The sequence below is a fragment of the Corynebacterium sp. ACRPH genome (genome assembly GCF_022347285.1).
Lineage (GTDB): Bacteria > Actinomycetota > Actinomycetes > Mycobacteriales > Mycobacteriaceae > Corynebacterium.
The window spans coordinates 203,963-214,845 of sequence record NZ_JAKRND010000002.1 but is presented as its reverse complement, the minus strand read 5'-3'; the positions used below and the strand labels follow the sequence as shown (position 1 = coordinate 214,845).

12 protein-coding genes are annotated in these 10,883 nt (G+C 63.6%); 8 read left to right on the top strand and 4 right to left on the bottom strand.

The genetic code is table 11. From position 1 onward, the window contains the following. A partial coding sequence (locus MHX66_RS01980) for an IS110 family transposase (protein WP_239199080.1) occupies positions 1-418 on the bottom strand: 418 nt, incomplete at its 3' end. Positions 419-697: 279 nt separating this feature from the next. Continuing rightward, the gene (locus tag MHX66_RS01975; RefSeq protein WP_255717078.1) at positions 698-2,953 is read right to left on the bottom strand and encodes a transglycosylase domain-containing protein; all 2,256 of its coding nucleotides are present in this window, start codon (positions 2,951-2,953) and stop codon (positions 698-700) included. A 448-nt stretch (positions 2,954-3,401) separates the two neighbouring features. On the opposite strand from MHX66_RS01975, the gene MHX66_RS01970 reads away from it, so the two are divergent. The 4 genes from MHX66_RS01970 to MHX66_RS01955 are packed head-to-tail and all read left to right on the top strand — an operon-like array spanning position 3,402 to position 5,308. Then, positions 3,402-3,776 carry a WhiB family transcriptional regulator gene (locus MHX66_RS01970; protein ID WP_239199074.1) on the top strand — a complete coding sequence of 125 codons (375 nt, stop codon included), beginning with the start codon at positions 3,402-3,404 and terminating at the stop codon, positions 3,774-3,776. A 17-nt stretch (positions 3,777-3,793) separates the two neighbouring features. Next, positions 3,794-3,952: a DUF4177 domain-containing protein gene (locus MHX66_RS01965; RefSeq protein ID WP_011274258.1), complete on the top strand. Its 159-nt coding sequence runs from the start codon at positions 3,794-3,796 to the stop codon at positions 3,950-3,952. A gap of 29 nt (positions 3,953-3,981) precedes the next feature. Further along, positions 3,982-4,449 carry a RidA family protein gene (locus MHX66_RS01960; RefSeq protein WP_034984519.1) on the top strand — a complete coding sequence of 156 codons (468 nt, stop codon included), beginning with the start codon at positions 3,982-3,984 and terminating at the stop codon, positions 4,447-4,449. 28 nt (positions 4,450-4,477) lie between these two features. Beyond that, positions 4,478-5,308, top strand: a complete 831-nt coding sequence (locus MHX66_RS01955) for an MBL fold metallo-hydrolase (protein ID WP_239199071.1) — start codon at positions 4,478-4,480, stop codon at positions 5,306-5,308. 70 nt (positions 5,309-5,378) lie between these two features. Here the strand turns inward: MHX66_RS01955 and glxR are convergent, their stop codons facing one another. Then, positions 5,379-6,062 (bottom strand): CRP-like cAMP-activated global transcriptional regulator GlxR, encoded by a 684-nt coding sequence (glxR, locus tag MHX66_RS01950; protein ID WP_239199068.1) that lies wholly within the window; start codon positions 6,060-6,062, stop codon positions 5,379-5,381. Between the two features lie 213 nt (positions 6,063-6,275). On the opposite strand from glxR, the gene nth reads away from it, so the two are divergent. From nth to MHX66_RS01930, 4 genes are read left to right on the top strand one after another with little or no spacing between them, the layout of a single operon-like run. After that, positions 6,276-7,109, top strand: coding sequence for an endonuclease III (nth, locus tag MHX66_RS01945; protein WP_239199065.1), 834 nt, complete (start codon positions 6,276-6,278; stop codon positions 7,107-7,109). A gap of 9 nt (positions 7,110-7,118) precedes the next feature. After that, a complete protein-coding gene (locus MHX66_RS01940; RefSeq protein WP_239199062.1) occupies positions 7,119-7,835 on the top strand; it encodes a TlpA disulfide reductase family protein in 717 nt (238 codons plus the stop codon). Further along, a complete protein-coding gene (locus MHX66_RS01935; protein ID WP_239199059.1) occupies positions 7,832-8,722 on the top strand; it encodes a CoA pyrophosphatase in 891 nt (296 codons plus the stop codon). The genes MHX66_RS01940 and MHX66_RS01935 overlap by 4 nt, the downstream gene beginning before the upstream one ends. Beyond that, positions 8,719-9,936, top strand: a complete 1,218-nt coding sequence (locus MHX66_RS01930; RefSeq protein WP_239199056.1) for a MarP family serine protease — start codon at positions 8,719-8,721, stop codon at positions 9,934-9,936. Before MHX66_RS01935 ends, MHX66_RS01930 begins: the two co-directional genes overlap by 4 nt. 12 nt (positions 9,937-9,948) lie before the next feature. Here the strand turns inward: MHX66_RS01930 and MHX66_RS01925 are convergent, their stop codons facing one another. Beyond that, complete coding sequence (locus tag MHX66_RS01925; protein WP_239199053.1) at positions 9,949-10,869, bottom strand: alpha/beta fold hydrolase; 921 nt, start codon at positions 10,867-10,869, stop codon at positions 9,949-9,951. Between the last annotated feature and the right edge of the window lie 14 nt (positions 10,870-10,883).

The following is a 10,883-nucleotide window of genomic DNA, read 5'->3' as shown; positions in this document are numbered from 1 at the left end:
CAGACAGCATCTTTAGAGCGGAAAGTACCTCATCATTGCGGTCGACGGCACGTAGCGTGTGGGGCATTGTGCGGGCGGTGTCGGCGATGATGAATGCGTCGCGTTTGTCTGTTTTTGCACGCCCCGGATAGAGATCTGCAGCTTTGCGCATCGCAAGACCTGGCAGGTATCCGACTTCGCAACCGCAGTCCCGGGCTACAGCAATCGGTAGTGCGCCGATGGTGTTGGGTTGGTCGACGATCACGAGCACGGTGCCAAGCTCCTGAAGCTGGTGAAAAACGCCTGCTAGTTCGGATTCGAGTTGGGGCAACGGTTTGTCGAAGACCTTGTTGCCATCACGGTCTAGGGCGCAGGCGTGGTGTTCAGATTTGCCGACGTCTAGGCCAAGGAATATGTCGATGGAATGCTCCGGAGACATGATGAGCTCCTAGAAAACGAGATGGGTATGGCGTTGATCCAGTCGCTGGCGTCATGACCTTCGTTGCAAGCACCCACGTTACAAAGAGACCTAGTTTGAAACTGGCCGTGTCCCTATCAGCTGTCATCGAAAGTCCTGGCACCCGGCGGCAACACCCCCCGGATTATGGAAACTACAGGGCAAGTAAGCCATACCGGGACCAGCGACTATCCCCATTATCAGGGACACTCACAAGGTAACGGGCACGCAACGCGGTCAGCGCGCGGTAGAGCCCGCGGGTTAGCGGAGCTGGCTTAGGAAGTCATCGAGGTCGGCGAGGCCGCGGCGGATCTCCGGCGGGAGATCGAGCTCCCCCTGGGCCTGCGGCTCCTGCGGGGCGGGCACGGAGTTGCCGCCACTCGGGGCACCACCTCCCGATCCGCCGGTGGACGCGGGTGCGCCCCACTTGCCGGGGTTCGTGCCAGCGTCGTACTTCTTGTCGTAGGAGGGCAGCTTGCCGCCACCGTACTTCTTAATCATTGGCTTCGAGGCCTCGAAGAAGATCTGCGCGGGCTCGTTACCGCCGTAGAGGTTGCCGTTGCCGCATTGGCGCACGGGCGCGGTGCACAGGTTCTTGGCGGTGCCACCGTCGTTAAAGATGTAGGAGGATCCGGCCCAGCCCGAGGTGAAGCCCAGGAACGCGGCGGAGAAGCTGGTTTCCGTCGTACCGGTCTTGGCGGACAGCGGGCCACTCCAGCCGGTCGCGCGGGCGGCGGCGGAGGCGGTGCCCTGTTGCACGTCGCTGCCCAGGCCGTTAGCCAGTGCATCGGCAATCTTCTTGTCGATGGCCTGCTCGCAGTCCACCTTCTCCATCTCCACGTCCTCGCCGTTGCGGTCCTTCACGGACAGCACAGGCGTGGGCTCGCACCAGCGGCCGTGGTCGGCCAGGCTGGCGGCCACGTTGGAAAGCTCTAGCGGGTCGACGGCCGTGGGGCCCAGCACGAAGGAGCCAAGGTTGTTGTCCTTGATGTATTCCTCCACGGAGTGCTCACCGTCGAAGCTGCCCTCGTTCTTGTAGGAACGCAGGCCCAGCTTGATGGCAATGTCTGTGATGCGTTCCATGCCCAGCTTCTTCGCCATCTCGATGAAGGGAGTATTCGGGCTGGTCGCCAGCGCTTCCTTCAACGTCATGTTGGGCTTGTAGGAGCCGGCGTTTTCCACGCAGTACTTGTTTGGCGGGCAGCCGGGTGCGCCGCCTGCACCCATGCCTTCCACCTCGGCGCGGGTGGGCACGGCGAGGTTGGTGTTGAGCCCCATGCCGTCCTCCAGCGCCGCCGCAGCTGCAAAGATCTTGAACACGGAGCCGGCGCCGTGCCCCTGCAGCGAGTGGGGCAGCGGCAGCACGGATTCCCGCTCGTCCTGGCTCAGGCCGTACTTGCGCGAGGAGGCCATGGCCAACACCTGGTGCTTGCCACCCTTGGGCGTGATGTAGTTCGTCGCGGCGGATACGCCCTCCTGGTCCGGGGAGACCTTGCTGCGGGCGGCCGTCTCCGCATGCTTCTGCGCCTGCGCATCCAGCGTGGTGCGGATGGTGTAGCCGCCCTTGGCTACCTTGTCCTTGGAGATCCCCTTGTCGTCCAGGTACTCCAGCACGTAATCGCAGAAGAATCCGGAGCCACCGGCGCCGATACAACCGTTGGTGGGCACCTTCGGCTCCTCCAGCACGCCCAGCGGCTTGCTCGCCAGCTCATCCGCCTTGGCCTGCGAAAGACTATCCGCGTTCACGCGCGCCTGCAGCACGGCATCGCGCCGCTGCTTCGCACCCTCCGGGTTGGTGTACGGGTTCAGCGCACTGGTGGATTGCACGATTCCGGCCAGGAAGGCCGCCTGATTGTCGTTCAGATCCGCCGCGTTCACACCGAAGTAGGTCTGCGCCGCGGCTTGCACGCCGAAGGCGCTGTTGCCGAAGGAGACCAGGTTCAGGTAGCGCGTCAGGATCTCGTCCTTAGTCAGCTTATCGTCCAGGTCGCCGGCCATCTTCATCTCGCGCAGCTTGCGGGGCAGTGAAGTTTCGATGGCCTGGGCGGCCTCGTCCTCGTTCTCCGCTTCGATCAGCCATAGGTAGTTCTTCACGTACTGCTGGTTGATCGTCGACGCGCCCTCCGAGACCCCACCGCTAGAGACGTTCGCCGCCGCCGCGCGCAGGGTGCCGCGGATATCCACGCCTTTGTGCTGGTAGAAGCGCCGGTCCTCGATGGCAACGATGCTGTCCTTCATTGCCTGGGAGATCTTGTCCGAGGGCACTTCAGTGCGGTTCTGGTTGTACACCCAGGCGATTGTCTTGCCGTCCCGGTCGGTGATCCGCGAGCGCAGTGGCACCGAGTTGTTCTCGGAAATGTCCTGCACATTGGAGTTCATCGCGTCCGTGCTGGCGTTTACCACCCAGCCGCCCGCGCCCGCGAAAGGCAGGATGGCGGCGGCCAGCAGCACGCCACCGGCCAGGATGGCGAGGAACAGTTTCAGAAATGGCTTCGGTGCGTCCACGGCTATCACCATAACCCACGCCCCGGACAACCCTTTAGCCTTTTTGCCCTTTCTTTCTGACGCCCACGCGCCAGCCACCGGGGGTGATCACCCCCTTTGCAGATCTGTGCACCTTTAGTGGAAAAAATTTGCCGCGGCGCTGGTTTGGGAAAAGTCTCGAATGTGATGCGCGACACGATTTACTGATGGGCTGACCAGCGCGATCGTGAGGGCGTCAAAAAGAAAAGGTCGTGGGGTGGGTAGCAGATCTACAGTTTTCGCTGGTCAGTTGAATCTATACTTAATAAATGTCGCGTGGCTATCAGTTACCCCCAAAATGTGACCTATTCGACACTTCTAAAAACGTGTGAATAAAATTACTACTACAGCAAGCCTCTACGGCAGTTGGCGGTACCAAACGACAACCGACGCACAACGCGCGAGGGCCGCCCCTGCTGGAGGCACGTTTCGGAGGAAGACAATGACTGCATCGCTTGCCCGCACGAAGGTGACCAGCGGCTCCAAGCCGACCTGCCAGCCTGCTGAACAGATCACGACCCGCGAGTCCTTTAACAATCGCGGCGAGTGGATCACTCAGGCACACTGCCGCAACGTGGATCCGGACGAGCTCTTTGTAAAGGGTGCCGCCCAGCGCAAGGCCGTGGCCATCTGCCGCCACTGCCCCGTCGTGCTGCAGTGCCGCGCCGACGCGTTGGATAACAAGGTGGAGTTCGGCGTGTGGGGTGGCATGACCGAGCGCCAGCGCCGCGCGCTGCTGCGCAAGCACCCCGAGATCACCAGCTGGGCGGACTTCTTCGCTGGCCAGCTCGAGGCTGCCAGCGCGGCAAAGAAGTAACCATTACAGTAGTTCCCATGACTAACTGGGAATACGTAACCGTACCGCTGCTCACCCACGCCACTAAGCAGATCCTGGATAACTGGGGTCAGGATGGCTGGGAGCTCGTCTCCGTCCTGCCTGGCCCGACCGGTGAGCAGCACGTTGCCTACATGAAGCGCCCGCTGGAGCAGTAGGGCGAACAGAGGCAATAGGGGCAATAAAAATGGCACAGCAGAACTTTCGCCAGAAACTAGAAGAACTCGGCCTGCAGCTACCGCCGGTAGCAGCACCCGTCGCCGCCTACGTGCCGGCCGTGCGCAGTGGCAACATCGTCTACACCTCCGGTCAGCTGCCCTTCGTGGACGGCAAGCTGCCCGTCACGGGGCTGGTCGGCGCTGAGGTGACTGAAGAGCAGGCTTATGACGCCGCCCGTACCGCCGCGCTGAACGCCATTGCCGCGATCGACGACCTGGTGGGGATCGATAACATCGAGCGGATCGTGAAGGTCAATGGATTCGTTGCCTCCACCGCAGACTTCGGCGGGCAGCCAGGCGTGATCAACGGCGCCTCCGAACTATTGGGAGAAATCTTCGGCGAAGCCGGAGTGCATGCCCGCGCCGCAGTCGGTGTGGCCGCGCTGCCGTTGAATGCCCCCGTAGAGGTAGAGATCGTCGCGCAGATCAGCGCATAAATTCGCGGTTCGATCTACACTGGGAGGCATGAAGCACCCCGCTTATAGTCAACTACGTCCAGTAACCCCGAACATCGGTGTCGTTCTCGCGCCGAACCCCAGCTACGCTGCCCTGGAGGGCACGAACTCCTGGGTGATTAGGGGAGAGAACGACACAGTATCCGTTGTGGTGGATCCGGGTCCGCAGGACGAGGGCCACCTGAATGTGCTGAACACCAAGGCCACCGAGGGTGGTGCGGAGATCGGCGTTGTGCTGCTGACCCACCGCCACGCTGACCACGCGAACGGTGCTCAGCGTTTCCGCCAGATCTCTGGTGCGCCGGTTCGCGCTTTCGACAAGCAGTACTGCATCGCAGCCGACGAGCTGGAGGACGGGGAGATCATCTCCTTCGAGGGGCTCACCCCCACCATCGAGGTCGTCCACTGCCCGGGCCACACCTCCGACTGTGTGTCCTTCTTTATCCACTCCAACGGCGGCACCGACGATTCCGACGTGGAGGGCATCATCACCGGCGATACTCTCGCCGGCCGCCACACCACCATGATCTCCGAGACCGATGGTGATCTGGGGGCTTACCTGGAGACCCTCACCAAGCTGCGCGAGCGCGGGCAGGACAAGCCGCTGCTGCCCGGCCACGGCCCGGACCAGCCGAACCTGGCGGAGGTTGCACAGAAGTACATCGATCGCCGCGAGCAGCGCCTGGAGCAGGTTAAGGAAGCCCTGAAGAAGCTGGGCGATGACGCTTCGGTGAACGAGATCGTCGATGAGATCTACACGGATGTGGATCCGGTGCTGCGTAACGCCGCGGCACAGTCCACCCGCGTGACGCTGCGCTTCCTGCGCGGCGACGAGGACTAGTGCAGACTAGCGGAGGCTAGCGACCAGCTGTGAAAGCCCGCACCCGGGATCCGGGGTGCGGGCTTCCTGTCTAGCGGGCGCGCTTGGCCAGGCGCTCAGTATCGGAGATAAGCACGGACTTACCCTCCAGGCGGATCCAGCCGCGGTGGGCAAACTCTGCCAACGCCTTGTTCACGGTCTCGCGGGAGGCGCCAACCAGCTGGGCGATCTCCTCCTGAGTCAGGTCGTGGTGCACGCGCAAAGCGGTGCCTTCCTGGGTGCCGAAACGGTTTGCCAGCTGCAGCAGGGCCTTGGCAACGCGGCCGGGAACGTCCGTGAAAATCAGGTCTGCCAGGGAGTTATTCGTGCGGCGCAGGCGGCGCGCCAGCACGCGCAGCAGCTGCTCGGCGATCTCCGGGTGCTCGCTGATCCAGTTGTGCAGCATCGTGGAGTCCATCGTCGCCGCGTGCAGCTCCGTCACGCAGATGGCGGATGAGGTGCGCGGACCCGGGTCGAAAATGGACAGCTCGCCGAACATGTCGGAGGGGCCCATGACGGTCAGCAGGTTCTCGCGCCCATCCACCGAGTGGCGGGCGAGCTTTACCTTGCCGCTGATGATGATGTACAGCCGGTCGCCCGGCTCGCCCTCGTCGAAGATAGTGGTGCCGCGAGGAAATTTGACGGTATCCAGTTGCTCGATGAGGGTGCGGACTGCGGTGGGATCAACACCCTGGAAGATGCCTGCCCTCGATAGTATTTCGGATACTTCTGCCATCCTTAGTTTCACTTCCGTTTCTGGCATCGCGGTGGCGCGGGTGACCACCTCACCTGTGTAGCGTGCATCACGCCAAATATGTATGGTTCGTCTCTTTTGTTAGATCATACCCAACTATGTCACAGCGCAATTCGGGGTGAAGGTACATTTGAGAATATTATTAGCTGCCGCTTTTGCTCGCAGAACTTCTTTTTCGTCGAAGTGGAAGGTTCTATGACTCGCCACACCGCCCCGTCCGGCCAGCCAGCCCAGCCCGGCCAACCCACCCTGCCCCGCATCGGCGCGCACATCGCCGCGAAGGGCAAGGAAACCCCGCTGGGCCGCAAGCGCCGCGCCCGCAAGATCAACCGCATGCTCGCCGAGGCCTACCCAGACGCACACTGCGAGCTGGATTTTAACAATCCCCTCGAGCTGCTGGTGGCTACCGTCCTGTCCGCACAGTGCACCGATAAGCGCGTCAACGCCGTAACCCCGGCACTGTTTCGCCGCTATCCCACCGCCGCCGACTACGCGGAGGCGAACCTCGAGGACGTCGAACAGCTCATCAAGTCCACCGGCTTCTACCGCTCGAAAGCCAAGAGCATCGTGGGCCTCGGCCAGGCCATCGTGGAGAAGCACGGTGGCGAGGTCCCCGGCACGCTCGAGGAGCTGGTGAAGCTCCCCGGCGCGGGGCGCAAGACCGCAAACGTGGTGCTGGGAAACGCTTTCGGCGTGCCGGGCATCACCGTGGATACGCACTTGGGCCGCTTGGCCCGCCGTTGGAAGCTCACGGAGCACGAAGACCCAGTACAGGTCGAGCGCGACCTCATGGAGCTAATCGAGCGCAAGGAATGGACCCTCTATTCCCACCGGGCGATCTTCCACGGCCGCCGAATCTGCCACTCGCGCCGGGCGGCCTGCGGAGCCTGCTTTCTGGCGCGGCAGTGCCCTAGCTTCGGGATGGCGGGGCCGGCTGACCCTGAGGTGGCGTCAACAATGATTAAGTCCGACGACCGCGACAACCTGCTAGAAATGGCGGGGTTTGGGGTAGGCGGCCAGGTAGACTGATTCTTCGTTATGTCTGCACCTGTCGAACACTCTGCCCGCACGCGCGCGATCATCATCGCGGTCACGCTGGTTGTTGGCATTGCGATTCTTTGCGTGCCGCTGATTGCCGCGCTGCGCGATGATTCTGCGGACGACGTAGGTGCGCCTACTTCTTCTGTGGAGGATGACGCCGCCTCGACCCCAGCGGACGACGGTCCTGTCGAGGTGGCGCACGAGGTCCGCTGCCCGGAAGGTGCAGGCTCGGGCGCGGGCGAGGGGGAAGGCGCAGCCGGAGCCACCGTGAGCCCCGAGGCAGAACTGAAGGACGTGCACCTTCCGTGCCTGACAGAAGGCGGCTCTGACAGCGCAGGTGAGTCCCAGACCTCCCTGGCCGAACGCCTGGCGGGCAAGCCTGCGGTTGTAAACGTCTGGGCGTGGTGGTGCGCCCCATGCCGCGAGGAGCTACCTGTGATGCAAGAGCTCGCCGAACAACACCCCGAGTGGAATGTCGTGGGAGTCCACCTGGATGCCAAGGGTCAGGCCGGGGCGGACATGCTGCGCGACCTGGATGTGGATAAGCTACCCAGCTTTCAGGATTCCAACCACACCTTCGACTCCGCGGCGAACCTGCCGAAGGTGGTGCCGCTGACCGTGGTCTACAACCCGGACGGAACCCGCGCGCATCTGTACGCGCAGACGTTCCGCAGTGCCGAGGAAATGGAAAAGGCGGTGCAGGAGGTTCTATGACCAACTCGAGTTCGCAGCGGAACACCCACCTAGACCGGTGGCTCGCACGCATGCAAAAGCAGCCCAAACTGCCTTCCAACCTGCCCGAATGGCTACGCGACTTCGCCCGCGACTGCCGCGAGGTGGACATCCACCAGTACCTCAACGACTCCGCCCGGATCGTGCCGGAGGTCGACGAGCATGGCCGCCCGCCCCGCTACTCGGCGGTGCTGATTCTTCTTTCTGGTGACGCCACCTTCTCCCGCCCCGCCGGAACCACAGGCAGGCAAGCCATCCCCGCCGACGCAACAATGCTTTTGACTCACCGCGCGCCGACCATGCGCAACCACAGCGGACAGGTGGCCTTTCCCGGCGGGCGTTTGGAGGAGGCCGACGCCGGGCCGGTGGAGACCGCCCTGCGGGAGGCCGAGGAGGAAACGGGGCTGAACCCGGACACGGTGGAGCCGTTTGCAGTGCTGCAGCCGATCTACATTGATCGTTCAAATTTCGCAGTGGTGCCGGTGGTGGCGTGGTGGCGTCAACCTCATGCGGTAAGCTGCCCTACAACCGAAAACGACTGGGTTGAGCCCTACCCCCTGGGCGAGCTAGTGAACCCGGGGCGCCGCTTCGAGGTGGGCTTCGCCGGCTGGCGTGGGCCGGCCTGGAACCTGCACATCGGTGAGGAAAACCCGCTGGTTCTGTGGGGTTTCACCGGTGGGGTGATCAGCGCTCTGCTGCGCCGTGCGGGCTGGGAGGAACCGTGGTCCAGCGGCGGCGATAGCGGTGCCGAGGGGCCGTGGAGCCTCTTCGAGACGCTGGCCGGTTCCGCCAATGGCGAGGCGCTCGGCGAGATGCGGGAAGGGTTCGACAGGGCCAACGAGATGGGCAGAAACGGAGGCGCACCATGAGCGGAGCGACGGGGTCGATGATCCTCGACATTGTGCTGGTGTTCGTTTGCCTCGGTGCGGCGATCTCCGGGTACCGGCAGGGCGGGTTTAGCGCCACGCTGAGCTTCGTCGGGGTGGCCCTGGGCGGCTACTTGGGTCTGAAGCTGATTCCGCTCGCCGTGCACTTTGCTGAGGACAAGGTGCCCGATAGCGCCAGTGCACGCTTCTTCGCGGCACTGCTCACCGTGACTGTCGTGGTGGTGGTCTGCTACGCCATCGGCTCTGGCATGGGCGCGAAACTGCGGGATAATATCCGCACGCGGGAGGCCTTAAGGGCGGATTCCGCCGTCGGTTCCATCGTGCAGGTTTTTACAACACTGCTGATCGTGTGGTTGATCCTCGTGCTGATCGCCACCGGGAACGTCGGCGGCTTCGGGAAGACGATCAAGGGAAGCAAGATCCTCGGCGCGGTGGGCAACGCCGCCCCGGTGTGGTTCAAGCAGCTGCCCGCGCAGACCTCGCAGCTGATTAACGACTCGGGTTTCCCAATGATCGCCGACCCGATGGAGAACCTGCCCACCGCGGAGGTCGACCCGCCGGACAACGCGCTGATGCGATCCCCGGCGGTGCAGAACACCCGCGACAGCGTGCTGCGCGTGGTTGGCCAGGCGGAACAGTGCAGCCGGATGCTGCAGGGCACTGGCTGGGTGGTTGCCGAGGATACGGTGATGACCAACGCGCACGTGGTGGCCGGAACTAACGAGGTCACGCTGATGACGAAGGACGGCCCGCGTGAGGCACGGGTGGTGTACTACAACCCGCAGGTGGATATCGCCCTGCTCCGCAGCGAGAACCTTCCCTTTGTGCCGATGAAGTGGGCAGAAGGCGAGGGGCAGCAGGGCCAGGACGCGATCGTCATGGGATACCCCAACGGCGGGCCGTTTAAGGCCACCCCTGCGCGCATCCGCGAGAAGTTCGTGGTCAGCGGACCGAACATCTATGCAGATGAGCGGGTGGAGCGCGAGGCGTATTCGCTGCGCGGCTCCGTGGTGCAGGGCAACTCCGGCGGTCCGCTGATCGACAAGGACGGCCACGTGCTGGGAGTCGTGTTCGGGGCCGATATTAACGAGAAGGACACAGGCTACGCCCTGACGCGGGAAGAGGTAATGAAGCACGTTGGGGACGTGACCTCGCACCAGGGCAGCCCGGCGACGGGTGCTTGCGTGGCGGAGTAGCGACTAGCGCCCCTAGGCGCGCAGGTGCTCGCGGAGTAGCTCCGCGACGCACGGCGGATCCTCCACGTGCGGGTAGTGGCCCACGCCGTAAAGCACCTTGTGCTCGGCGGTATCGGCCTTCCGAGCGGATTTTTGCGCCAGGGATTCGTCGTAGATCGGATCCATGCTGCCATCCACCGCCAGCAGCGGCACAGGTGTGGTCGCCGGGAAGGTCCGCTCGAAGCGTATCGCCTCGGGGCGGAAGCGGCTGCGGAAAGGCCAGCGCAGGTACTCGCAGGAAAGGTGGGCCACCTTATCCACCTGCATTGCTTCGCGGCGGAGTGCGGCGCTGCGGAAGTAGGCGTCCGTATCCCTAAAACCCGGGGCCACACCCGCCCTAAAGATCTTCTCGGTGGCCGCGGCGTTATCGGCCAACAGCTTGCGCTCCGGAAGTCGCGGCAGTTGGGCGGACAGCAGACGGCGAGCGAAGTGCGGCTGCGAGAACGGCTGGGCCAGGATCCTGCGAAAACGCAGCAGCGGATTGATGGCGGAAAGGGTGACGAAGCTGCGGACGCGCTCCGGGTTGTGAGCCACCAAAGTCCAGGCGACCATGCCGCCGTAGCCGTGGCCGACGACGGTGGCGGTGGTGTGGCCCAGGCCGCGGATCACCCCGGCCATGTCGCTGGCGGCGGTGGTGAGGTCGTAGCCGTGCGGGGTCTTATCCGAGCGGCCATAGCCGCGCAGATCCACTGCGGCTAGGCGCAGATCCTCGCCCGCGAGTTGCCGCATCAGCGGGTGCCAGTCGAAAGCGCCACCGCCGAAACCGTGAATCAGCAGCACCAATGGTGCGTTACGGGGGCCTTGGATGTCGACGCGAAGACGCACACCCCGCGAATGCACGAAGGTGGCATGCGGGGTGTGCGGATCTACAGCGTGAGAATCTTCGGAAGTCATCTCAGGCGCGCGGG

Coding starts and splice junctions, on each gene's coding strand:
- MHX66_RS01975 (WP_255717078.1), bottom strand. CDS start 2,953: ATGGTGATAGCCGTGGACGCACCGAAGCCATTTCTGAAACTGTTCCTC.
- MHX66_RS01970 (WP_239199074.1), top strand. CDS start 3,402: ATGACTGCATCGCTTGCCCGCACGAAGGTGACCAGCGGCTCCAAGCCG.
- MHX66_RS01965 (WP_011274258.1), top strand. CDS start 3,794: ATGACTAACTGGGAATACGTAACCGTACCGCTGCTCACCCACGCCACT.
- MHX66_RS01960 (WP_034984519.1), top strand. CDS start 3,982: ATGGCACAGCAGAACTTTCGCCAGAAACTAGAAGAACTCGGCCTGCAG.
- MHX66_RS01955 (WP_239199071.1), top strand. CDS start 4,478: ATGAAGCACCCCGCTTATAGTCAACTACGTCCAGTAACCCCGAACATC.
- glxR (WP_239199068.1), bottom strand. CDS start 6,062: ATGGCAGAAGTATCCGAAATACTATCGAGGGCAGGCATCTTCCAGGGT.
- nth (WP_239199065.1), top strand. CDS start 6,276: ATGACTCGCCACACCGCCCCGTCCGGCCAGCCAGCCCAGCCCGGCCAA.
- MHX66_RS01940 (WP_239199062.1), top strand. CDS start 7,119: ATGTCTGCACCTGTCGAACACTCTGCCCGCACGCGCGCGATCATCATC.
- MHX66_RS01935 (WP_239199059.1), top strand. CDS start 7,832: ATGACCAACTCGAGTTCGCAGCGGAACACCCACCTAGACCGGTGGCTC.
- MHX66_RS01930 (WP_239199056.1), top strand. CDS start 8,719: ATGAGCGGAGCGACGGGGTCGATGATCCTCGACATTGTGCTGGTGTTC.
- MHX66_RS01925 (WP_239199053.1), bottom strand. CDS start 10,869: ATGACTTCCGAAGATTCTCACGCTGTAGATCCGCACACCCCGCATGCC.